This window comes from Petrimonas mucosa (assembly GCF_900095795.1).
Taxonomy (GTDB): Bacteria; Bacteroidota; Bacteroidia; order Bacteroidales; family Dysgonomonadaceae; genus Petrimonas; species Petrimonas mucosa.
The window spans coordinates 3552689-3577545 of record NZ_LT608328.1; the positions used below are offsets into that span (position 1 = coordinate 3552689).

The 24857-nt window shown below is 53.9% G+C and carries 18 protein-coding genes; 15 read left to right on the forward strand and 3 right to left on the reverse strand.

What is annotated here, in order from left to right; genetic code table 11:
* Window positions 1-16 precede the first annotated feature (16 nt).
* The 6 genes from gcvT (at window position 17) to ING2E5A_RS14265 (ending at window position 7718) form a co-directional block, all read left to right on the forward strand.
* The gene (gcvT, locus tag ING2E5A_RS14240) at window positions 17-1102 is read left to right on the forward strand and encodes a glycine cleavage system aminomethyltransferase GcvT (protein WP_071137978.1); all 1086 of its coding nucleotides are present in this window, start codon (window positions 17-19) and stop codon (window positions 1100-1102) included.
* A gap of 41 nt (window positions 1103-1143) precedes the next feature.
* Window positions 1144-2136 (forward strand): lysylphosphatidylglycerol synthase transmembrane domain-containing protein, encoded by a 993-nt coding sequence (locus ING2E5A_RS14245; RefSeq protein WP_071137979.1) that lies wholly within the window; start codon window positions 1144-1146, stop codon window positions 2134-2136.
* Window positions 2137-2173: 37 nt separating this feature from the next.
* Window positions 2174-3190 (forward strand): 23S rRNA (adenine(2503)-C(2))-methyltransferase RlmN, encoded by a 1017-nt coding sequence (gene rlmN, locus ING2E5A_RS14250; RefSeq protein ID WP_071137980.1) that lies wholly within the window; start codon window positions 2174-2176, stop codon window positions 3188-3190.
* A 117-nt stretch (window positions 3191-3307) separates the two neighbouring features.
* Window positions 3308-4294, forward strand: coding sequence for a DUF4837 family protein (locus ING2E5A_RS14255; RefSeq protein WP_071137981.1), 987 nt, complete (start codon window positions 3308-3310; stop codon window positions 4292-4294).
* A gap of 73 nt (window positions 4295-4367) precedes the next feature.
* The gene (gene pdxA / locus ING2E5A_RS14260; RefSeq protein WP_071137982.1) at window positions 4368-5468 is read left to right on the forward strand and encodes a 4-hydroxythreonine-4-phosphate dehydrogenase PdxA; all 1101 of its coding nucleotides are present in this window, start codon (window positions 4368-4370) and stop codon (window positions 5466-5468) included.
* Window positions 5469-5498: 30 nt separating this feature from the next.
* Window positions 5499-7718 carry a patatin-like phospholipase family protein gene (locus tag ING2E5A_RS14265; RefSeq protein WP_071137983.1) on the forward strand — a complete coding sequence of 740 codons (2220 nt, stop codon included), beginning with the start codon at window positions 5499-5501 and terminating at the stop codon, window positions 7716-7718.
* Window positions 7719-7722: 4 nt separating this feature from the next.
* Here ING2E5A_RS14265 and ING2E5A_RS14270 read toward each other — a convergent pair whose 3' ends face one another.
* From ING2E5A_RS14270 to ING2E5A_RS14280, 3 genes are read right to left on the reverse strand one after another with little or no spacing between them, the layout of a single operon-like run.
* On the reverse strand, window positions 7723-8598 hold the full coding sequence (locus ING2E5A_RS14270; protein WP_092032391.1) for a YitT family protein: 876 nt from the start codon (window positions 8596-8598) through the stop codon (window positions 7723-7725).
* Window positions 8599-8603: 5 nt separating this feature from the next.
* Complete coding sequence (leuS, locus tag ING2E5A_RS14275) at window positions 8604-11357, reverse strand: leucine--tRNA ligase (protein WP_071137984.1); 2754 nt, start codon at window positions 11355-11357, stop codon at window positions 8604-8606.
* Window positions 11358-11408: 51 nt separating this feature from the next.
* A complete protein-coding gene (locus ING2E5A_RS14280; RefSeq protein WP_071137985.1) occupies window positions 11409-13214 on the reverse strand; it encodes an AMP-dependent synthetase/ligase in 1806 nt (601 codons plus the stop codon).
* 175 nt (window positions 13215-13389) lie between these two features.
* On the opposite strand from ING2E5A_RS14280, the gene ING2E5A_RS14285 reads away from it, so the two are divergent.
* The 9 genes from ING2E5A_RS14285 (at window position 13390) to ING2E5A_RS14325 (ending at window position 24739) form a co-directional block, all read left to right on the forward strand.
* On the forward strand, window positions 13390-14025 hold the full coding sequence (locus ING2E5A_RS14285) for a DUF4294 domain-containing protein (RefSeq protein ID WP_083373374.1): 636 nt from the start codon (window positions 13390-13392) through the stop codon (window positions 14023-14025).
* A gap of 66 nt (window positions 14026-14091) precedes the next feature.
* Window positions 14092-15819 (forward strand): SulP family inorganic anion transporter, encoded by a 1728-nt coding sequence (locus ING2E5A_RS14290; protein WP_071137986.1) that lies wholly within the window; start codon window positions 14092-14094, stop codon window positions 15817-15819.
* Window positions 15820-15823: 4 nt separating this feature from the next.
* Window positions 15824-17662 carry a YgiQ family radical SAM protein gene (locus ING2E5A_RS14295; protein ID WP_071137987.1) on the forward strand — a complete coding sequence of 613 codons (1839 nt, stop codon included), beginning with the start codon at window positions 15824-15826 and terminating at the stop codon, window positions 17660-17662.
* Between the two features lie 82 nt (window positions 17663-17744).
* Complete coding sequence (locus ING2E5A_RS14300) at window positions 17745-18476, forward strand: NigD1/NigD2 family lipoprotein (protein WP_071137988.1); 732 nt, start codon at window positions 17745-17747, stop codon at window positions 18474-18476.
* 177 nt (window positions 18477-18653) lie between these two features.
* A complete protein-coding gene (locus ING2E5A_RS14305) occupies window positions 18654-19637 on the forward strand; it encodes a GntR family transcriptional regulator (protein ID WP_071137989.1) in 984 nt (327 codons plus the stop codon).
* Between the two features lie 78 nt (window positions 19638-19715).
* Window positions 19716-21485 (forward strand): L-fucose isomerase, encoded by a 1770-nt coding sequence (gene fucI, locus ING2E5A_RS14310; protein WP_071137990.1) that lies wholly within the window; start codon window positions 19716-19718, stop codon window positions 21483-21485.
* A 26-nt stretch (window positions 21486-21511) separates the two neighbouring features.
* On the forward strand, window positions 21512-21937 hold the full coding sequence (gene fucU / locus ING2E5A_RS14315) for an L-fucose mutarotase (RefSeq protein WP_071137991.1): 426 nt from the start codon (window positions 21512-21514) through the stop codon (window positions 21935-21937).
* The gene (fucP, locus tag ING2E5A_RS14320) at window positions 21934-23244 is read left to right on the forward strand and encodes an L-fucose:H+ symporter permease (RefSeq protein ID WP_071137992.1); all 1311 of its coding nucleotides are present in this window, start codon (window positions 21934-21936) and stop codon (window positions 23242-23244) included. Before fucU ends, fucP begins: the two co-directional genes overlap by 4 nt.
* An 82-nt stretch (window positions 23245-23326) precedes the next feature.
* Window positions 23327-24739, forward strand: coding sequence for a Gfo/Idh/MocA family protein (locus tag ING2E5A_RS14325; protein ID WP_092032376.1), 1413 nt, complete (start codon window positions 23327-23329; stop codon window positions 24737-24739).
* The last annotated feature ends 118 nt before the right edge of the window (window positions 24740-24857 follow it).

A 24857-nucleotide genomic window follows, 5' to 3' on the forward strand; every position in this document is an offset into this window, starting at 1 on the left:
CAGAGGAGACAACAATATGAAAACGACAGCTTTTACAGATATACACATCGCACTGGGTGCAAAAATGCACGAGTTTGCAGGTTACAACATGCCCATCGAATATTCGGGCATTATCGACGAACATATGACGGTGGTGAACGGCGTGGGGGTGTTCGACGTTTCACATATGGGCGAATTTTGGGTAAAGGGACCCAAGGCGCTGGAGTTTATCCAGAAAGTGACCTCCAACGACGCATCGAAACTACCGGTGGGAAAGGTTCAGTACACCTGCTTTCCTAACGAGCTGGGGGGCATAAAGGATGACCTGCTGCTCTACCGTTACGGACCGGAGAAATATATGCTGGTGGTCAACGCCGCCAATATCGAGAAGGATTGGGAGTGGTGCCTGAAACAGAACAGCATGGGTGCGGTTATCGAGGACGCTTCTGCCCACACCGCACTGCTTGCCCTGCAGGGACCCAAGGCGAAAGCCACGCTGCAAAAACTGACCGACACCGACCTCGACTCGATCCCCTACTACGCATTTACTACCGGGAAGGTAGCCGGCGTGGAGCAGGTGATCATCTCCAATACCGGCTATACCGGTGCCGGCGGATTCGAACTCTATTTCTATCCCGAAGAGGGGATCAGGATCTGGAACGCCCTCTTTGAAGCCGGGGCGGAGTTCGGCATCAAGCCAATAGGTCTGGGGGCCCGCGACACCCTGCGGCTCGAGATGGGCTTCTGTCTCTACGGAAACGACCTCGACGAGACCACCACCCCCCTAGAGGCAGGATTGGGCTGGATTACCAAACTGACCGACGGAAACAACTTCGTGGGAAGGGAGATCATCGAGAAGCAGAAATCGGATGGGGTAACCCGAAAACTGTGCGGTTTCACACTGCTGGAGAAAGGGATTCCACGTCACGGTTACGAGATTGTCAACATGGATGAGGAGCCCATCGGCGTGGTCACCTCCGGAACGATCTCTCCCGTGTTAAAGACTGGGATTGGCCTGGGATACGTGAAGCCCGAATTTGCAAAGGCGGGAACCGTCATCGGCATCAGGGTACGCAACAAGAGCCTGAAAGCGGAAGTTACCCAGCTGCCGTTCAGAAAATAATCGATGTGGTTTCAGGCACTGCCTGACTACAGTTGAGAACTATGAGCAAGACAAAAATCGCCACCAACCTCTTTTTTCTGCTCGGATTCATCATCTTGGGATTCATGGTCTACAGGACCGGCATAGATGTGATCTGGAGAAATATCAAGTTGACCAACTGGTGGTTTGTAGCAATCATCGGCATCTGGGCCGTGGTCTATTTCATCAATGCCCTGGCGTTCCACACCATTATCCGTGACGGCAGTCAAGAAGCCAGGTCCATCGGCTTCCTGCGTACACTGAAGCTGACCATCAGCGGGTACGCCATCAACCTGATTACCCCGTTCGGACTGATGGGAGGTGAGCCCTACAAGATTATCGAATTGCAGCCTGCACTGGGCATACAGAAAGCCACCTCCACCGTGTTGCTCTACATGATGATGCATTTTGTGTCGCACTTCATCTTCTGGATGATCTCAATCCCGCTGCTCTTCCTGATCGTTCCCAATGTGGGCCCCTCCGTCAGGATCATCCTGGCCATTGCCGGCATAGCCTCGCTGCTGCTGCTCTGGTGGTCGTTCACGGTCTACTCCAAGGGTTTTGTAAGCAAAGCCTTGTCGTTTGCCGGAAAACTGCCCTTTGCCGGGAAACGGGTAAAGGCCTACAAACAAAAACACCTGGAGAAGATCGAACAGATGGATTTTCTGATCGCCAACCTCTACAAGAACCGGAAGCGCGATTTCTTCACCTCGCTGCTGCTGGAGCTGGCCTCGCGGTTCGTACTCTGTACCGAGATCATCTTCATGATGCACGCCATCCGCTTTCCTGTCAACTTTTCTCAGAGTGTCATCGTGGAGTCGATCCAGTCGATGGTAGGGAATCTATTCTTCTTTATGCCGATGCAGCTGGGCGCCCGTGAAGGGGGTTTTATCCTGGTCTTCGGCATCCTTTCATTGCCTGCCGCGCACGCCGTCTACGTGAGCCTCTGTATCCGCATCCGCGAAATTTGCTGGACCCTGCTCGGACTGGGGCTGATTCAGGTAGGGAAACGGTAAATTCTGCTTATCTTTGCATCTCTAAAACAACATGGCAATGAACCAACAACACCTGCTGGGCATGACGCTCACCGAACTCCAAGAGGCTGTTACCGAACTGGGACTGCCGAAGTATGCCGCTAGGCAGATTGCCGACTGGGTTTATGTGAAACGGGTCAGGAGCATCGACGAAATGACCAACATCTCGGTCCGGAACCGGGATATCCTGAAGAAGAAGTTCGATGTGGGACGGGTGGAGCCGGTGGATATCAAAACGTCGGTCGACGGTACGCAGAAGATGCTTTTCCCGGTGAAAAACGGCAAGTTCATCGAGTCGGTCAACATTCCCGAGGATGAGCGCCTCACCATTTGCGTCTCCTCTCAGGTGGGCTGCAAAATGAACTGCAGTTTCTGCATGACCGGCAGGATGGGATTCCTGGGAAGCCTCTCGGCAAACGAGATCCTGAACCAGGTCTACTCCGTTCCCAATGCCGAGTCGATTACCAACCTGGTCTTCATGGGCATGGGTGAACCGTTGAACAATTACGACAATGTGATGAAGGCGATCGAACTGCTGACCGCCGACTATGGTCTGGCCTGGAGCCCCAAGCGGATCACTCTCTCTACCATAGGGGTAATACCCAACATAAGGCGATTCCTGGCAGAGAGCAAATGTCACCTGGCGATCAGCCTGCACAGCCCCGTCTCCTCCCAGCGAGAGACATTGATGCCGATAGAGAAGACCTTTAAGGCCGCCGACATCATCGAACTGCTTAGGGAGCACGACTGGAGCCATCAGCGCCGTCTCTCGTTCGAATATATCATGTTCGACGGTCTAAACGACTCGCTTCTCTACGCCCGCGAACTGAGCAGACTGCTGGCAGGACTCGACTGCCGCGTCAATCTGATCCGTTTCCACAAGATTCCCGACAGCGACCTCTCCCCGTCGACCGAGGAGACGATGGTCCGTTTCCGTGACTTCCTGACGGCAAAAGGGTTCACCTGTACCATCCGGGCGTCGCGGGGCGAGGATATCTATGCCGCCTGCGGCATGCTCTCGACAGCAAAAATATAAATAATCATAAATCGGCACGATTTGTTTCATTTACAATCAAATCGTTGTAATTTTGTTCAGGTTGCAGATATGCCGCCGTTTCGAAAGTTGAGTATTACACCTTAAAATTAGAACAGTATGAAACAAATTTACCTTTTTCTGTTGCCGGTTTTGGCAATACTTCTGCTCCCCTCGTGCGACGGCAGCGGTTTCCTTTCGGCCTCATCCATGGCAAGCGAGGTGTTGGTCGTCATGAATGACGATGAATGGGAAGGAGAAACAGGGCGTGCTCTTTTCGACGTACTCAACTCACCGGTCAAGGGGTTGCCTCAGGTTGAGCCCAATTTCAAGGTGATACAGCTCACACCGGAGAACTTCACCAGCACATTCAAGGTAGCACGGAACATCATCATGAGCGAGATATCGCCCATATACAGCACCGCCAAGCTTGCGTCTGAACTCAACAAATATGCATCGGGGCAGGTGATCATGACAGTCAGGGCTCCAGATACCGTTTCGTACATCAACTTCTTGAGGGAAAACAAGGAGGGTATCGTAAACTACATCCTGAACAAGGAGATGGAGCGCATGGCCGAGTGGCTCATCAAGGATAACGGTGCGCCGGTGTCGCGCATCAGGCAGCTGTTCGGCTTCAATATCTACTACCCGAAGGGGTTGTCCAACATTACCGAGCATCCCGATTTTTACTGGGCTACAAACAATGCGCCCAGAGCGAGAAAAGATATCGTGATCTACCAGTTCCCCTACACCTCCGAATCGGTTTTCGAGAAAGACTCACTGATTGCCATTCGCAACCGGGTGATGGGTAAATATATCACCGGATCGTTCGACTCCCATATGACAACCGCTGTACACTCATACAACCCCGACTACCGGAAATTGGAGTATAACGGCATCTTCCGTGCCGAACTGCGCGGATTGTGGGAGATGACCAGCGACATGATGGGTGGCCCGTTCGTTTCACACGCCTTCGTGAACGAAAAGACCAACATGGTGGTGGTAACGGAGGTCTTTGTCTTTGCTCCCGAAACCGACAAACGGAACCTTATCCGTAACCTGGAAGGGGCGCTCTACACCATCAGTTTTCCAACTGAGGAGGAGTAACCGCCCGGTCAGCTTGGGCAGATTGTAAGGCGACAGATAATCATGTTGAAATGCGTTATAAAAAGATTGAACAATGTCAGAACAGATAAGAGTAGGCATCACTCACGGCGATATTAACGGAGTAGGATACGAGATACTGTTGAAAACCTTTGCCGACGAGCGGATGCAGGAACTTTTCACACCTATCATCTACGGCTCATCCAAATCGGCTTCATACCACAGGAAGGTGCTGGACTACAGCCCCATCAGCTTCCATTTCATCAACCATGCAGAGGAGTGCAGCCAGAGAAAGATCAACCTGCTGAACTGTGTCAAGGAGGAGGTACGGATCGAGCTGGGGAGTGCGACGCCGGAAGCGGGCGAGTCGGCATTCATCGCGCTCGACGCTGCCGTCAGGGACCTGCAAGCAAAGAAGATTGACGTGCTGGTGACCTTGCCGATCAACAAGGAGACCATCCAGAACGAACAGTTCCGTTTTCCCGGGCATACCGAATTTTTACAGGATCGGTTTGGGGGAAGCGACAAGGCCTTGATGATCATGGCCAGCGAGTCGCTGCGGATTGCGTTGGCCACCACCCATGTCCCAATCTCGGAGGTCCCGGGAAAGCTGTCAAAGGAGCTGATCGTTGAAAAGCTGACTACACTCGACTTCTCACTGAAACGGGATTTCCGTATCGAGCTGCCACGCATCGCGGTGCTAGGCCTCAACCCACACGCCGGGGAAAACGGCCTGCTGGGCGATGAGGAGCTCCAAATCATCGCGCCCGCCGTAAAAGCGGCGCAGGAGGCAGGGATACTCTGTGCAGGACCTTTTGCTGCCGACGGCTTCTTCGGAACCGGCAGGTATCGCGAGTTTGATGCGGTGCTGGCGATGTATCACGACCAGGGCCTGGTTCCCTTCAAGACCATCGCCATGGATTCGGGCGTGAACTTCACGGCGGGACTCTCCGTGGTTCGCACCTCGCCCGACCACGGTACGGCATACGATATTGCCGGTCAGAACAGGGCGTCGGAGGAGTCGTTCAGGCAGGCTATCTACATGGCGATAGACATATACAATAACCGGCGCGCCTACGACGAAGCCCGGGAGAATCCGCTGCAGAAGATGTTCTTCGATCGCGGCAAGGATGATGTGAGGCTAGATCTGACACAGGAAGAGGAAGATAAGGTGTAACAGGTCGGCAGATGGGAGGAATTTGACAAGATGAAAAAAGTTCTCTCCATATTTCTGATCACTTGCTGTCTCACGGCAACCCTGGCGGGACAAGAGTTGCAACGCAAGAAGGTGGGGGTAGTACTCAGCGGAGGCGGAGCAAAAGGATTTGCACACGTGGGTGTGCTGAGGGTGCTGGAGGAGGCCGGAATCCCGATCGATTTCATTGCCGGCACCAGCATGGGTGCCGTTGTGGGGGGACTTTACGCGGCGGGCTACTCCAGCCACATGATCGATTCGCTGGTCAAGGTACAGGATTGGAGCTACCTGATGCGCGACGATATCTACCGCAAGAACCAGCATGTCTTCATGAGGGACCGCAGGGAGAGATACCTCATCTCCCTACCCTACCAATTGCAGTTCAGGGGGAAGAGAGGCAAGGTTACCCTACCGCCGGGAGTCTATGAAGGGCAGAACATCTACGCCCTTTTTCTGAAGTTGACCGCCGGCTATCACCAGAATATCGATTTTGATCAACTTCCCATTCCTTTTGGCTGTGTGGCTGCCGACGTCCGCACCGGCAGGGAGGTGGTACTCAGGGAGGGAAACCTTCCGGAGGCGATTCGGGCCAGCATGGCCATCCCGGGGGTCTTCACCCCGGTAGAAAAGGACAGCATGCTGCTGATCGACGGTGGAGTGATTAACAACTTCCCGGTGGACCTGGTGCGGGAGATGGGGGCAGACCTGGTGATCGGGGTCATCTTTCCACCCGACAGGGAGCAGATTGAAAAACAGAAGGGGAGCATCAACGAGGTGACAGGACAGCTCTGGAACTTCATCGGCCAGGGGAAACTGCGCCGGAACATGGCGGATACCGACCTGCTGATCACTCCCGACGTCAACTCCTTCGGAATGCTGGAGTTCCAGCGACCGGCAATCGACACCATCATCTCACGGGGCAGGGAGGCTGCTGAAGGAAAATGGAAAGAGCTGATCGAACTGAAAGAGTCGTTGACTCCCGACGGGAGCATCCCAGTGGCCAAACCGGGGAAAAACCCCTATTTGGGTCTCGACACGCTTCGGATCAACACCATCCGGATCGAAGGGATTCCGCAGCAGGAGACAAGCCATATCGCCCGCTGGATCGATCTCCAGAAGCAGAGTGTAACCAGGGAGGAGCTGGACAGGATGACTGCCCGCATCTACGGCAGTGGCTGGTTCTCCAAGGTGAGTTACCGGCTGGAGGGGGAGAACCCGTTCGACCTGGTTTTTATGGTGGAGGTGAAGGAGTCGAACAACCTCAACCTGGGCATCTATTTCGACACCAACGACATGGCTGCAATTCTGGCCAATACCACCATCCGGCTGAACACCTCGCTCAACTCCCTCTTTGATCTCTCGGCCAGGCTGAGCCGCAACCCCTACCTGATGATCGACTACTCCATCAACAAGGGGATCTTCTACAGGGGTGGGCTCAACTACACCATCAGCAGCAACGACATCAGCATCTACCGGAGGGGCGACATCATCCATAACCTGGGCATCACCCGCAACGCACTCGACCTGGTCTTTTCGGAGTTCTATTTCGGCAACATCATGCTGCAATTGAAGGGGGGAATGGAGCATTTCCACTTTTTCAAGGCGTTGCAAAGCAGGTCCGATCCCCGGCAGACGGAACCGGACAACCAGCTCTTCTTCAGCTACAGGCTAAACGGGGTGTACGACAACCTCAACCGGATCAATTTTCCAACGTCGGGACTCTACTTTGCCTTCCAGTATTCGCTGCATACCGACAATTTCGTGGGCATGAGGAACAATACTCCCCTGAGCGTACTGAAGATGGACTTTTACAAGCCGCTGCCGGTAAACGATAAGTTCTGCATTACTCCCCGCATCAACGCAAGGTATGTGATGAACGACAGTGTGCCTTACATGTACCGGAACATTGTTGGCGGCAAGTTCGACGGTCAATACCTGCAACAACAGATCTCCCTGCAGGGATCGGCCGGAATGGAGTTGATGCAGAACGCACTCCTGGCAGCCGATCTGATGCTGCACTACAGATTCTCGGCGAAGAGCCACCTCTACACCAACATCAATTTCACCACAGACAGTGGTCGGCTACAGACCCTCTTTAAGGGAGATGCCTATACGGGGGTAAATGTGGGATACTCCAGCCTTACGGTGGCCGGTCCGTTGCGGGTGGAACTGGGTTATTCGGGGCTCTCCCGTAAATTTCACCCCTTTGTAAGTTTCGGATACTTCTTCTGAAAGGTTATTTCATCTGGTCGAATCCCTTCCCATAGACGCCTACCACATTGCTCTGCGAGATGAAGGCATCCTTGTCGATCTGTTTGACCAGCCGGAAAATGGGGGTAGATTCTGTTTTCCGGGCCAGGACGACAAGCACCTTCTGTGGTTTCTTGGAGTACCATCCGGTGCCGTCGATGACGGTGCAACCGCGGTGCAGCTCGCTGTTGATATGGGAGGCGATCTCATCGTACTTCGTCGAGAAGATGAGGAACTGGACCGACTGGCGTGAGCCGCTGATCACCAAGTCTACCACGTAGTAGAGGACGGCAATGATGATCAGCCCGTAGATGATCGTCTCGAGACTCTGAAACAGAAACCAGGAGCTGAGGATGATGACCACGTCGACATACATCAGCCCGCGCCCCATGCTGACATAGCGGTACTTGGTGATGATGGCCCCGACGATATCGGTGCCGCCGGTAGTGCTGTTTACCGAGTAGACAAGACCGAGACCGGCGCCGCAGCAGATGGCCCCGATAATGCTCGCCATAAGCGGATCGGCACTGGGCAACAGCGAATGGGTAAGGTACTTCTCGGCGATCCCGATCATCAAGGTGAGGCCGAATGCCCCGAAGAGGGTTTTAATCACGAACTTCCGTCCCAATATGAACCAGGCGATCACCAGCAGGCAGCAGTTGATCACCAGGATGGAGACCCAGACAGGAATACCGGTCGAGTAGTTGATCAACACGGAGACTCCCGCCAATCCTCCCGTCACAATCTTGTTGGGTACCAGAAAGCCGGTGAGTCCGATGGCGTAAAGCATCAGACCAATGACTACCAGCAGGTAATCGCGCCACTCAAACGTCTTCAGATATTTCTTCGCAGGCAGGCTCATCAATATCAGATGACTACATTTACAATTTTACGTGGTACGATGATCACCTTTTTCGGAGCTTTTCCATCGAGCCACTTCTGCGATTGGGGGTGTTCCAGCACCACCTTCTCGATCTCGGCGTTGGTGGCGTCGGCTCCAAACTCGAGTACGAAACGGGATTTTCCGTTGAACGAGATGGCGTAGGCAAAGGTATCCTCCTTCAGGTAGGCTTCGTTCACCTCGGGGAAGGTGGCGTCGCAGATGGTCTCCCGGTTTCCCAGCTTATGCCACAGCTCCTCGGCAATGTGCGGGGCAAAGGGCGCCAGGCAGATCAGCAGATCGCCAAGGATGGCCCGCTTGTTGCACTTCAGTTGCGACAGTTCGTTGACGCAGATCATAAAGGCCGACACCGAGGTGTTGAACGAGAAATTCTCGATATCGAAAGTCACCTTCCGGATCAGCTTGTGCAGCGACTTCAACTCCTCCCTGGTCGGCTCTTCATCCGAAACCGAGAACTCCCCGTTGGCATGAAACAGGTTCCAGAGCTTGCGCAGGAAACGGTGTACCCCGTCGATACCGTTGGTATCCCACGGTTTGGAAAGCTCAAGGGGACCGAGAAACATCTCATAGAGGCGGAGTGTGTCGGCACCGTACTTCTCCACGATCACATCGGGGTTCACCACGTTGAACATCGATTTCGACATCTTCTCTACCGCCCATCCACAGATATACTTGCCATCCTCCAGGATAAACTCCGCATCGCTATATTCGGGATTCCAGCTTCGGAACGCCTTCAGGTCCAGCAGATCGTTATGGACGATGTTGACATCCACATGGATGGGGGTGACGTCGTACTCACCCTTCAGGTTGTAGGAGACGAAAGTGTTGGTACCCTTGATCCGGTAAACGAAGTTGCTCCTTCCCTGGATCATTCCCTGGTTGACCAGCTTCTTGAACGGTTCCTCTTCGCACGAGACGCCGATATCGAAGAGGAACTTGTTCCAGAAGCGGCTGTAGATCAGGTGACCGGTAGCATGCTCCGTACCGCCGATATAGAGGTCGACATTCCGCCAGTAGCGGTTGGCCTCTTCCGACACCAATGTCTGGTCGTTCCTCGGATCCATGTACCGCAGGTAGTAGGCCGACGAACCGGCGAATCCGGGCATCGTACTCAGTTCCAGCGGGTATCCCTCCTTCGTTTTCCAGTTCTTGGCACGGCCCAGCGGCGGTTCCCCCGTCTCGGTAGGCAGGTACTTGTCCACTTCGGGCAGTTCGAGTGGCAGTTCGCTCTCGTCGAGCGTGTAGGGCATCCCATCCTTGTAGTAGACGGGAAAGGGTTCGCCCCAATAGCGTTGGCGGGAGAAGATGGCGTCCCTGAGCCGGAAGTTCACCTTCCGGTATCCGAGATTGCGATTCTCCACCTCCTCGATCGCTTTGGTGATGGCCTCCTTCACGGTGAGCCCGTTCAGAAAACCGGAATTTATCATGATCCCCTCCTTGGCGTCGAAACTCTCTTCCGACACGTCGCACCCCTCGATCAGGGGGATGATGGGGAGGTTGAAATGTTTGGCAAAGGCGTAGTCGCGGCTGTCGTGCGCGGGCACTGCCATGATGGCTCCTGTTCCGTAGCCGGCCAGTACGTAGTCGGAGATCCAGATGGGTAGCTTTTCGCCGGTAAAGGGGTGCAGCGCGTAGGAGCCGGAGAAGACTCCGCTAACCGACTTGTCGGCGATCCTTTCCCGTTCGGTCCGCTTTTTCGTCCGCAGCAGGTAGGCATCCACAGCCTCCCGCTGACCGGGGGTAGTGAGCCGGTCCACCAGTTCGCTCTCCGGAGCCAGCACCATGAAGGTTACGCCGAAGATGGTGTCGGCACGGGTGGTAAAGATATCGAAGGAGAAGTCATCGGCCGTCTTGAAGTTGATCACGGCGCCGACCGAACGTCCGATCCAGTTCCGTTGCGTCTCTTTCAGCGAGTCGGACCAGTCGAGCCCGTCGAGCCCGTCGAGCAGCCGTTGCGCGTAGGCGGAGACCCGGAGACACCACTGGCGCATCTTCTTCTGCTCCACCGGATAGCCTCCCCGGATGGAGAGCCCTTCACTCACCTCATCATTGGCAAGCACCGTCCCCAGCTGCGGACACCAGTTGACCAGGGTGTCGCCCAGGTAGGCGATGCGGTAGTTCATCAGTATCTCCTGTTGATCTTTCTCGCTCTTGCCGTTCCACTCGGCGGCTGTAAAACTCATCGGTTCGCTGCAGGCCAGATCGAGTCCTTCAGTACCCTGCCGGGAGAAGAGCTCCACCAGTTCGGAGATGGGGCGAGCCTGCTGCGCCTGGTTGCAGTAATAGGAATGGAACATCCGGATAAAGGCCCACTGCGTCCACTTGTAGTATTGCGGGTCGCAGGTCTGAACCTCACGGCTCCAGTCGTACGAGAATCCCAGTTTATCGAGTTGCTCGCGATAGCGGGCGATATTGTTGCGGGTGGTGATGGCCGGATGCTGACCGGTCTGGATTGCATACTGCTCCGCAGGGAGTCCGTAGGCGTCGTACCCCATGGGGTGAAGCACGTTGAACCCCTTCAGCCGTTTGTATCTCGAATAGATGTCGGAGGCGATATACCCCAGCGGATGCCCCACGTGCAACCCTGCTCCCGAGGGATAGGGAAACATGTCGAGCACGTAAAACTTGGGTTTGGAAGTTTCTTCCGTTACCCGGTATACCTCATGTTCATTCCAGTACTGTTGCCACCGTTTTTCTATTTCTCCGAAATTGTATTCCATCTTTTCACTTTTAAAAAACGGTGCAAAGATAATGATTTTTCCACCCAAAAGCTACTCTTCATACATTTTTCCGATCTCGTCGGCATAGTGTTGAAGAATGATCTTGCGTCTCAGTTTCAGCGTATTGGTCAACTCTCCCGACTCCAGGGTGAAGGGTTGGGGCAGCAATGTGATCTTCTTGATCTTTTCGTAGGAGGTAAACTGCGCCTGCAACAGTTCGATCCGACCAAAGAGGTAGTCGTGAACCGCCTTGTTTCCGACCAGCTCCTCATTCGTCTCGCAAGGAAGCTGATGCTCCAGGGCATACTGCTTCAGGAGCTCGTAATTGGGCACGATCAGTGCGCTCACAAATTTCCGCTCATCGCCAATGACGGCTATCTGATCGATGTACCTGTCCTCGCTCATCCGGGTCTCGATCATCTGCGGGGCGATATATTTCCCGTTCGAGGTCTTGTAGAGATCCTTGATGCGATCGGTCAGGACGATCTCATTGTTGTCGGTCAGCCTGCCCGCATCGCCGGTCCTGAAAAACCCATCTTCGGTAAATACCGCGGCTGTCTCGGCCGGCTCGTTGTAGTACCCCTTCATCACGGTCCGCCCCTTCACCAGTATCTCGTTGTCCGGCCCGATCTTCACCTCCACTTCCGGCATCACCTTTCCAACGGTTCCAATGGTAAAGCCGGTGTCGGGGAAGCAGCTGACCGTCGCGGTGGTTTCAGAGAGCCCATACCCGTAGATCAGGTGTACGTCGATCGACTGCATGAACTCGTTGATCTTGTCCGACAGGGGTGCGCCCGCCACGGGAAAGAAGTTGCCCTTGTCGATTCCCACCACCCGCTTGATCAGGAAGAAGATGGTCTGCCTGTAGAGGAAAAATTTCAGGGTGTTGCCGATTGGCGGCCGCTTCCCCTGGTTCTTGTAAAGGAGGTTATGCTTACGTCCCGCCCTGACGCTGTCTTCGAACAGCCATTTCAGGATGCCGCTCGACTTCTCGATCTTCTGCTGGATGCCGTCGTATACCTTTTCCCAGAAGCGTGGCACATTGCTCATCAGAGTAGGACGAATCTGCCTGAGGGTTTCCTGGATCTTTGTAGGATCACGATTCACGGCAACCGTTATCCCCCTGTGGAGGCAGTAGTAGGTCCACGCTTTCTCAAAGATATGGGTCAACGGCAGGAAGCACATCGAGAGATCCTTGTCGGAGATCTGGTTGAGGCGGGCATCGTGAATGATGAACGCCTGAACATAGTTGTCGTGCGTCAACATCACCCCTTTGGGCTCGCCCGTTGTTCCCGAGGTGTAGATGATGGTGGCCAGATCGCCGCCGTGAAGATGGCGCAACCGGGCATTGACCAGCGCCAGCGATTCGGAATTGTCGCCCGTGGCGATAAAGTCATCGAAGTAGATGGAGCTCTTGTCCTCCGGTTTCAGCACCACATTCCGGTCGAGCACAATGATCTTCTCCAGGACCGGACACTCCTGCTGTACCTTGTAGGCGTTGTTGTACTGGAACTGCTCGCCCACGAAAAGCACCCTGATCTTCGCATCGTTCACGATATACTCCACCTGCGACGGCGAGGCAGTAGCATACATGGGTACCATTACTGCACGGTTGGCATATGCGGCAAAATCGGTAATCAGATACTTCGCCATGTTCTGGGAGTAGATCCCCACGTTCTCTTCCGGCTCGATCTGCAGTTCTGCCATTGCACGGGCAGTCTGCATGATCTTTCCCGAGAGCTCCTCCCACGACATCTGCATCCATTTCCCTTCGGACGACAGGTATTTCAGCGCCGTTCTCCCCTTGTATTTCTCGGCCTGATGGTGAATCATCTCACCCAAATGATAGTATGCCATATGTTATCTGTTTTGTTATTCAAAGGTAATCGAAATTGGAGGAAAACGGGTAAAAAAAAGGCCTTTTTTGCGCAACTCTTATCATTAACAATCCCTAAATAGAGAATTGATTAACTACACTTAACGAGTTTTTAGAGTATAAATAAAACAATAATAGTATATTTGCCCCGGATTCATGAGACGATTTATTCCCATATCACTCTTTCTTTCCATCCTCTTTGTCTGCCAGACAAAGGGGCAGGAGTTTATTGCCGAAAACAGGGGTGCCAACAGTCAGCAGAGAACGATCTACCTGTTACCCAACGTCTATCCGGCGGTGGTGATCAATGGCGATACGGTGGTCTGCATGAGTCTGCACGACTTCATCAAGTATTCTCCCCTCCGTTTTAACAGCACCAGGGAGCAGGCACAGTATGCCAGACTGATTCGCGATGTGAAGGTTACCCTTCCCTACGCCAAGCAGATTGCCCGGATCATTACCGAAACCTACGAGTATATGGAGACGCTGCCCGACGACAAGGCCCGCCAGAAGCACCTGAACCAGATGGAGAAGTACCTGATGGATGCCTATACCCCCAAGATGAAGAAACTGACCCGCTCGCAGGGACAGCTGCTGATGAAGCTGGTGGACCGCGAAACCAACTCCTCGTCGTACCATATCATCGACGCCTACATGGGCAGCGCCAAGGCATTCCTCTATAACGCATTTGCCAACATGTTCGGCAACAGCCTCAAGAAACGGTACGATCCCTACAACGAAGACCGCATGACAGAGCGAGTTTGCGTGCTGGTGGAACAGGGTCTGTTCTGATTTTTACCACATTTACTTTCTTTTTTACACGCAAAATGGTTAATTTTGCAACCAATTTTCGAGTGTATGCAAAGAGACTTTCTAAAAGATTTTCAACCCACCCTTTTCTTATCGTTAAAAAAGTATACCCGGGAGAAGCTCATGGCCGACCTGATGGCGGGCCTTATCGTAGGGATCGTCGCCTTGCCGCTGGCCATCGCTTTCGGGATCTCTTCCGGCGTAACACCGGAGAAGGGTATCATCACGGCCATCATTGCCGGCTTTATCATCTCGTTTCTGGGCGGTAGCCATGTACAGATAGGCGGCCCCACCGGTGCATTCATCGTAATCGTCTACGGGATCGTGGAGCAGTTTGGTGTGACGGGACTGGCCATTGCCACTCTCCTTGCCGGCATCATGCTGGTACTGATGGGCGTACTCAAGCTGGGCACGGTGATCAGGTTCATCCCCTACCCCATTGTGGTGGGTTTCACCAGTGGAATTGCCCTCACCATCTTTTCCACCCAGATAAAGGATCTCTTCGGATTGAGCATCGCCAAGGTGCCTTCCGACTTCTTTGCCAAGTGGGGAGTCTATTTTCAACAACTGGAGACCATCAATTGGTGGGCGACCGGCATCGGGCTATTGAGCGTGGTGATCATCTTCATCACCCCCCGCTTTTCGAGGAAAATCCCCGGATCGCTGATAGCGATCGTGCTGACGACACTTATCGCGCTGGTGATGAAAAACTATTTCGGAATTGGCGCTATCGAGACGATTGGCGACCGGTTCCATATCGACAATCATCTGCCCCAAGCTACGCCGATCGGGTTCAATCTCGACACCATCCGGCTGCTCTTTCCCTCCGCATTTACCATTGCCATGCTGGGCGCCATCGAATCGCTGCTCTCGGCAACGGTTGCCGACGGTGTGACCGGCAAACGCCACAACTCCAACATGGAGCTGGTGGCCCAGGGTGTGGCCAACATCGTCACCCCCTTCTTCGGTGGGATACCGGCCACCGGTGCCATTGCCAGGACCATGACCAATATCAACAACGGCGGCCGTACGCCGATAGCGGGAATTATCCACGCCATAGTGTTGCTGCTGATCCTGCTCTCTTTGGGCGACCTCACCAAGCATATTCCGATGGCCTGTCTGGCCGGCGTGCTGGTTGTGGTGTCGTACAACATGAGTGAGTGGCGCAACTTCGTCTCGCTCCTCAAGCAGTCGGGCGGAACAATGGCCGTACTGCTGACCACTTTCATCCTGACGGTGGTGTTCGACCTTACCGTGGCCATCGAGGTGGGTCTGCTGCTGGCAATCTTCCTCTTCCTGAAACGGATGAGCGAAAGCACACATATGTCGGTAACAACAGGGAAGATTGAGATGTCGAAAGAGATCGAATCGCACACCGGAAACCTGCAGGAGGAGGTACTGCACCTGCCTAAGGGGGTGGAGGTGTATGAGATCGACGGACCCTTTTTCTTCGGAGTGGCCAACAAGTTCGACGACCTGATGCGCGAGATTGGTGAACGGGCAAAGATCAGGATTATCCGGATGCGGAAGGTTCCCTTTATCGATGCGACCGGGTTGAACAACCTCCAGAACCTCTGCAAGAAATCGAAACGGGAGAAGATCCAGGTGATCCTTTCGGGAGTGAACGACGATGTCAGGGCAAAGATCAGTAATTCCAGCATACCGGAGATCATCGGCGAAGAGAATATCTGTTCGAACATCCACCTGGCTGTGGAGAGAGCCAACGAGCTCAATAACAGGATCGAAGAGGATAGAATCAAAAAGCATAAATCGTGAGCGTATGGTAAGGCAGCCCTATCCGTTGACCCGATTCCTGCCCACCACGCGGAAAGAGATGGATCTGCTCGGCTGGGACCGGGCAGATGTGATCCTCTTTTCGGGTGATGCCTATATCGACCACCCCTCGTTCGGGACCGCGGTGATTGGGCGGCTGCTGGAGAAGCTGGGATTGCGCGTGGCGATTGTTCCCCAACCAAACTGGCGCGACGACCTGCGCGACTTCAAGAAGCTGGGCACCCCCAGGATGTTCTTCGCAGTGACCGCCGGCGTGATGGATTCGATGATCAACCGCTACACCGCAAACAGGCGATTGCGGTCGCAGGATGCCTACACTCCCGATGGAAGGGCCGATATGCGTCCCGACCGGGCTGTTACGGTCTACTCCCGGATTGTGAAGTCGCTCTATCCCGACGTTCCGCTGATCATCGGCGGCGTGGAGGCTTCGCTCCGCCGGGTAACCCACTACGATTACTGGAGCGACTCGCTTCACAAGACGATACTGGTCGACAGCAACGCCGATCTGCTGGTTTACGGGATGGGCGAACAGCCGATCACCCGTATAGTAAAGGAGCTGCAAGGAGGAAGGGGCATCTCCGGAATGCACGATGTGCCGCAGACCGCCTTCCTTGCCGAAAAGGGGATGGTACCTGAAAACCGTTTTGCCGACGAGGTGAGGCTCTTTTCTCACGAGGAGTGCCTGAAGGATAAATTGAAACAGGCAAAGAATTTCAAGATCGTGGAAGAGCAGTCCAACCGGATGGAGGCAGCCCGCATCCTGCAGGATGTGGAGGAGAAGACGCTGGTGGTGAATCCCCCCTTTCCGCCGATGAGTGAAGTGGAGATCGACGCCTCCTTCGACCTGCCATACACCCGCCTGCCTCATCCCAGATACAAGGAGAAGAGTATTGCGGCCTACGAGATGATCAAGTTCTCGGTCAATCTCCACCGGGGCTGTTTCGGTGGATGCGCCTTCTGCACCATATCGGCGCACCAGGGGAAGTTCATCGCTTCCCGCTCGAAGGGATCGATCCTGCGGGAGGTGGAACAGATCACCCGGATGCCCGGATTCAAGGGTTATATCAGCGATCTGGGCGGTCCGTCGGCCAACATGTACAAGATGCAGGGCCGCGACCTTTCGGTCTGCGCCAAATGTAAACGCCCCTCATGCATCTTTCCCGCCGTCTGCCCCAACCTCAACGCAGACCACACACCGTTGCTGGATATCTACCGGTCGGTCGACAGCATGCCGGGCATCAGGAAATCATTCGTGGGCAGCGGCGTCCGTTACGACATGCTGCTGCATCGGGGAAAGGAGCAGAAGGCCAACAGGGCGGCTGAAGAGTATACCAGGGAGTTGATTCTCAATCACGTTTCGGGTCGGCTCAAGGTGGCACCCGAGCACACGTCTGACCGCACACTGAATGTGATGCGGAAACCGTCGTTCAACCTCTTCCAGCAGTTCAAGAAGATCTTTGATACCGAGAACCGGAAACATAACCTCAATCAGCAACTGATCCCCTACTTCATCTCATCCCACCCGGGCTGCACCGAGGAGGATATGGCTGAACTGGCCGCCATCACCAAGGAGCTGAACTTCAAGCTGGAACAGGTACAGGACTTCACCCCGTCACCCATGACACTGGCCACCGAGATCTATTACACCGGTTATCACCCCTACACGCTCGAGAAGGTCTATACCGCCACCACCCCCGCACAAAAAACGGCCCAACGACAGTTCTTCTTCTGGTACGACAAGAGCAACCGGGCGAAACTGATTGCGGCCCTGAAACGGCTCCGCCGCACCGACCTGATCAAAAAACTTCACCTAGACGTTAAATAAGGTTAAATATTCAATTTTCAACTCTTTCCGTGCAGCGTTTTTCCATTTTTTGCATCTAATCGGTATAGAAGCATAATAAGATATGAATCGTACCGCTTTGAGAATCGCCTTTGTCTCCATTCTACTTTCTGCTGTTGCGTGCAACAAGAAGGAGGATCACTCGTTGGGCGCGTTTCATATTGACATTGCAACGGTAATTCCCACCGGGGAAAGTGGATACCGGTTACTGCTCGACAACGGCAAGCAGCTCTGGCCGGTAGCTACCGACGTATACTATCTGCCGTCGGACGACCAGCGGGTCTTTGTGAACTATACGGTATTGTCGGGTCGCCAGGGTAATTATGATCACTACGTGAAGGTGAACGACATCTGGAACGTGCTGACCAAAAAGATCATCGGGCCGGCAACAGAGCATGCCGACAGTATCGGCAACGATCCGATAATCATCAACGATGCCTGGATAGGGAACGACTACCTGAATATCGATTTCCTGTTCAACTACGGCGGGGTCAGGCCTCACGCCATCAATCTGGTGACCGCACCGAAGCCCGCGGCAAGCGTCCCCGACACCATTGAACTGGAACTCCGCCACAACGCTTTCGGCAGTACAAGCCAAAGACTTTATGAGGGGTTTGTCTGCTTCGACCTGAAACCGCTGCAACGGGCAGATACCGACTCGGTCATCCTGGCTCTAAAAGCAAGGGAGGGAGAGGAGACCAAGAGAGTCGACCTGGTCTACAGGTATAATCAGATGCTGGTTGAAGCCAGGCTAACAACACCCATACCGGTTGTCTCATCCAATGAATACTATTAGATAACCATAACTTAATTAGTTCTATTTCTTATATGACTTTTTGATTTTCCATGACCGGCAAGACTCTGTGAAGAGCTTTGTCGGTTTTTTTATGTTTTATAACATATGAATCTGGCGCCAGTATAGGCAATAAACAGATACCTTTGCAATCAGAACAGAGCAGGATACTGGCATATCATGGAATTGGAATTCAACAACAGGAACACGAAAGTGAAGCAGTTGGCAGATCATATCCAACGGTCTGTCTCTATGAACGAGCTGATGCCGGGCGACAAGTTACCGTCTATCAACACCTTGAGCCAGAAATACCACATTTCGCGCGACACCGTGTTCAAGGCATTCAACGAGCTGAGGGCACGGGGAGTGATTGAATCCATTCACGGCAAGAACTACTATGTCAGCCATCGGTTGAAGAATGTACTGCTTCTTCTCGACGAGTACACGCCGTTCAAGGATGTGCTCTACAACGCACTGGTATCGCGACTCCCCTCCAACTACAAGATCGATCTCTGGTTTCACCAGTATAACGAACAGCTCTTCAACACCATTGTCAGGGAGTCGTACGGCATGTACAACAGTTACCTGATCATGAACTACAGCAACGAGGTGCTGGCCGGGTCGGTATCGAGAATCGACCCGAAACGGCTGCTGCTGCTCGATTTTGGCAATTTCGACAAGCAGGGGCTGTCGTACGTCTGTCAGGATTTCGACCAGGGTTTTTACGATGCGCTGGATCAGACAAGGGTAGATTTCGGCAAATACAGGAAGATCATCTTCCTCTTCAATAAGGGGCACAAGCATCCGCAGAGCAGCAAGGAGCATTTTGTCCGGTTCTGTAGGGAGAACGGACTTGCATTCGAGATCATCGATGTTTTTCCTCCCGGCAAGCCGGTGGAGGAGAACGCCCTGTACATCATCATCAAACAGACCGACGTGGTTGAGGTGATCAAACGGAGCAAGGTCGACCGGCTCACGGTGGGCAGGCAGTTCGGTATTATCGGGTATAACGACAACCCGTTTTACGAGGTGATCGAAAACGGGATTTCGGCGATCAGTATCGACTGGGAGGAGATGGGCAATCTGGCCGCCGATTTTGTGCTGACCGGCAAGCCGATTTCCTGCTATCTGCCCACGAAGATTATACGGCGGGGTTCATTTTGATCTTTTTTTACTGCCGTGCCAGCACTGTTCAGACTTCAGCAATCCATATAATAAATAGTCAATAAAAGAGAAAAGATCATGAAAACTTATCCAAAAATCGGTATCCGTCCCACTATCGACGGACGTCAGGGAGGCGTAAGAGAGAGCCTCGAGGAAAAGACCATGAACCTGGCAAAAGCAGTTGCCAACCTGATCAGTTCAAACCTGAAAAATGGCGACGGTTCCCCGGTCGAGTGCGTGATTGCCGACACCACGATAGGGCGTGTGGGTGAGAGTGCCGCATGTGCCGCAAAGTTCGAGCGGGAAGGTGTGGGTGCTACCATTACCGTAACCTCCTGCTGGTGCTACGGGTCGGAAACGATGGACATGAACCCACATTACCCCAAGGCAGTATGGGGTTTCAACGGGACCGAACGTCCGGGAGCCGTGTATCTGGCAGCAGTCCTGGCAGCTCATGCCCAGAAGGGATTGCCCGCCTTCGGCATCTATGGCCGTGATGTCCAGGATCTGGACGACAATACCATTCCCGATGACGTGGCAGAAAAGCTGCTGCGCTTTGCCCGTGCCGCACAGGCGGTTGCAACCATGAGAGGAAAGTCATACCTCTCGATTGGCAGCGTCTCCATGGGGATTGCCGGCTCTATCGTCAATCCCGACTTCTTCCAGGAGTACCTGGGCATGCGGAACGAACAGGTGGAATCGGTCGAGATTCTCCGCCGCATGGAGGAGGGAATCTACGACAAGGAGGAGTTTGCCAGGGCGATGGCCTGGACAAAAAAATATTGTATCCCCAACGAGGCGGCCGACCTCAACCGGACCGACAAGGTCAAAAGCCGCGCAGAGAAGGATGCCGACTGGGAGTTTGTGGTGAAGATGACCATCATCATCCGTGACCTGATGACCGGAAACCCCAAACTTGAGGAGATGGGATTCAAGGAGGAGGCAATCGGCCACAACGCCATTGCCGGCGGCTTCCAGGGTCAACGGCAGTGGACCGACTACAAGCCGAACGGCGACTTCACCGAAGCACTGCTCTGCTCGTCGTTCGACTGGAACGGTATCCGCGAAGCCTATGTGCTGGCTACCGAAAACGATGCCTGCAACGGTATCGCTATGCTCTTTGGACACCTCCTCACCAATAGTTCACAGATCTTCTCCGATGTTCGCACATACTGGAGTCCCGAGGCCGTAAAACGGGTTACCGGAAAAGAGCTCACCGGCATGGCCAGCAACGGGATCATCCACCTCATCAACTCGGGAGCCACCACCCTCGATGCCACCGGGAAACAGCGGAAGGATGGCAAGCCGGCAATGAAACCCTTCTGGGAGATCAACGAAAAAGAGGTGGAGGATTGCCTGGCAGCCACCAACTGGTGTCCGGCAAACCGCGACTATTTCCGGGGCGGTGGCTTCTCCTCCAATTTCCTCTCCGAAGGCGGCATGCCTGTCACCATGTCCCGCCTGAACCTGGTGAAGGGGCTTGGACCGGTACTGCAGATTGCGGAAGGGTGGACCGTGGAGATCGATCCGGAGATCCACAAGGTGCTTAACGAACGGACCGACCAGACCTGGCCTACCACATGGTTTGTTCCCAGGCTGAGCGACAAGCCGGCCTTCAGGGATGTCTACTCGGTGATGAACAACTGGGGAGCCAATCATGGAGCCATCAGCTACGGACATATCGGTCAGGACCTGATCACGCTGGCTTCGATCTTGCGCATTCCGGTCTGCATGCATAACGTGGATGATGAGAAGATCTTCCGTCCCGCCGCATGGAACGCATTCGGCATGGAGAAGGAGGGAGCCGACTATCGCGCCTGCGCCACATTCGGCCCGATCTACAAATAGAATTGCAACCTCATATAACTTAGAGTATGCTGAAAAAAATACCCAAATCCCTCTCCCCTCAGTTGGTAAAGACCCTCATGGAGATGGGGCACGGCGATGAGATTGTTCTTGGCGATGCCAATTTTCCGAGCAGCAGTGTATCGTCAAATGTGATCCGGGCGGACGGCCTCAGTGGAGCCGTCCTGCTGGAGGCGATTCTGGAGCTCTTCCCGCTCGACAGCTATGCCGATCCGTCGGTCATCTTGATGGAGGTGGTTCCTGGCGACGATTACAAACCGGAGATCTGGGAGGATTACAAGGCCATTCTGGGTGCTTCCGGAGAACCCTTCTCCATCGGCTACCTGGAACGGTTCGACTTTTACGAAAGGGCGAAAAAGGCCTATGCTGTGGTAGCGACCGGCGAGGAGGCACTCTATGCCAATATCATCTTGAAAAAAGGAGTGGTAAGATGAAACAGGGCGCATCACCTTCCAAGCCGGTTATCGAAAAGCGGTACCTGCTTCCGTTTATTCTTATCACCAGCCTGTTCGCACTGTGGGGTTTTGCCAACGACATCACCAACCCGTTGGTGGCGGCATTCCAGACCATCATGGAGCTTCCGGCCTCCGAAGCGGCGCTGATACAGTTTGCCTTCTACGGCGGCTACGGCACCATGGCCATCCCGGCGGCACTGTTCGTACGGCGATACAGCTATAAGAAAGGGATACTCCTGGGTCTGGCACTCTATGCCGCAGGGGCATTCCTCTTCATTCCCGCGGCCCAGTTCGAGCAATTCTCCTACTTCCTGTTGTCGCTCTATATCCTGACTTTCGGACTGGCCTTCCTGGAGACAACCGCCAACCCCTACATCATCTCGATGGGGGATGAGGCCACCTCCACCCGCAGGTTGAACTTTGCCCAGTCGTTCAACCCGATGGGATCGCTGCTGGGAATGTTTGTAGCATCGAACTACGTGCTCACCTCCCTCAGCTCCGAGAAACGGGATGCGGCCGGCAACCTGATCTTCTACACGCTGAGCGATGCAGAAAAAGCTGTTGTCCGCACCCACGACCTGGCCATTATCCGGAATCCCTATGTGATTATCGGGGGGGTGGTCCTGCTGGTATTTGTCGTCATTGCGTTGACAAAGATGCCCAGGACACAGTCGGCCGAGGCAAAGAACATCCGGACCCGCGATTCGGCCAGACGGCTGATCAGGAACTCCAACTACCGCGAAGGGGTCATTGCCCAGTTCTTCTATGTGGCGGCACAAATCATGTGCTGGACATTTATCATCCAATATGCAGAGAACATTGGCATTCCAAAGGCTGTAGGTCAACGCTGGAACATCCTGGCCATGGTGCTGTTCCTGTCGAGCCGCTTCATCAGTACCTACCTGATGAAATACCTGAGACCGTCACTGATGCTGACCCTCTTTGCCATAGGGGCGATGTCGACCACCCTGGGGGTTATCTTCATCGGGGGAACCATTGGACTCTACTGCCTGGTAGCCACCTCCATCTTCATGTCGCTGATGTTCCCCACCATATACGGGATTGCACTGAAAGGGCTGGGTGACGATTCAACGCTGGGAGCTGCAGGGCTGGTGATGGCGATCGTTGGTGGTGCACTGATGCCCCCACTGCAGGGAGCCATTATTGATCTGGGGCGTGTGGCATGGCTACCCGCTGTGAATGCCTCGTTCATACTGCCGTTCATCTGTTTTCTCGCCGTCTCGCTGTACGGCATACGGACAAACCGGAGGAGAATCACGGGATGAAAAGGGGCTTGGCGAATGCAGTAGATCCCGGTTAGCAAATATATCATTACAACTCATAAATAACTAAACTGTTTAAATAATAATGAAGAAACTGTTCACTTTATCAATCATTGCTGCTGCTCTTCTTTTTGCATCCTGCACCAATGGATCGCAACAAGGCAAGGGCGCAGGAAGTTACCAACCTATCGAGACTCCGGTGCCTGCCCGGCCAGCCGGACAGAAGCATGTCCTGGGATTGAGAGCACCCAAGCTGGATACTGTCCGTGTGGGATTCATCGGTCTGGGCATGCGCGGACGAGGCGCAGTAGAGCGATTCACTCATATTCCGGGCACAAAGATAGTGGCGCTGTGCGACCTCCATGCCGACAGGGTTGAACGGTCACAAGAGATACTCGAGAAGGCCGGTCTTCCCCGCGCCGCAGCATACAGCGGCAGCGAAGAGGCCTGGAAGGAACTCTGCAAGAGGGAGGATATCGATCTGGTATATATCGCGACCGACTGGGTACATCACGCCCCGATGCTGATCTATGCCATGGAGCAGGGGAAGCACGCTGCCAGCGAAGTTCCCGCCGCCATGACGTTGGAGGAGATCTGGGACGTCATCAATACGGCCGAACGCACCCAGAAGCACTGCATGCAGCTCGAAAACTGCGTGTACGACTTCTTTGAACTGACCACACTCAACATGGCCCAGCAGGGAGTACTTGGAGAGATCCTCTATGCCGAGGGTGCCTATATCCACATGCTGGAAGATTTCTGGGAAGAGTACGAAGGCGACTGGCGCATGGAGTACAACAAGAAACACCGGGGCGACATCTACGCCACGCACGGCATGGGACCCGCCTGCCAGGTGCTTGACATCCACCGGGGCGACAAGATGAACTACCTGGTAGCCATGGACAGCAAGCCGGTAAGTATCCCGGCCTACCTGAAAGCGAAACGGGGCGAGGAGGTTACCGACTTCCAGAACGGTCAACACACCATGACCATGATCCGCACCGAAAAGGGAAAAACGATCCATATCCAGCACGATGTTGCCTCTCCCCGTCCCTACAGCCGCATGTACCAGGTACAGGGCACCAAGGGATTTGCCAGCAAGTATCCACGTGAGGGTTATGCCCTGAAAGCTGATGCCGTGGAGAAGGATGCAGTTCCCAACCACGAAAAGATCACCGGTCACTCCTATGTACCGGAAGAGGTAAAAAGAGGATTGATGGAGAAGTACAAACATCCGATCCATATTGAAATTGAAGAGACCGCCAAGAAGGTGGGCGGACATGGCGGGATGGATTATGTCATGGACTATCGACTTATCTACTGCCTGCAGAACGGACTCCCGCTCGACATGGATGTATACGACCTGGCAGAATGGTGCTGCCTGGCTCCGCTGACCGCGTTATCGCTCGAAAACAATTCCGCTCCGGTAGCGGTTCCCGACTTCACGCGGGGACACTGGAATGATGTAAAAGGATTCAGGCACGCGTTTGCAAATTAGGCTATTAATTGATCACTGTTTTTATATTGTTTAACAAGGCCGCTCAACTGAGCCGGCCTTGTTTTTTTGCCCCTATTTTTGTCGGTTTTGTCCATTTTTTGTGAATCCAAAAGATTTT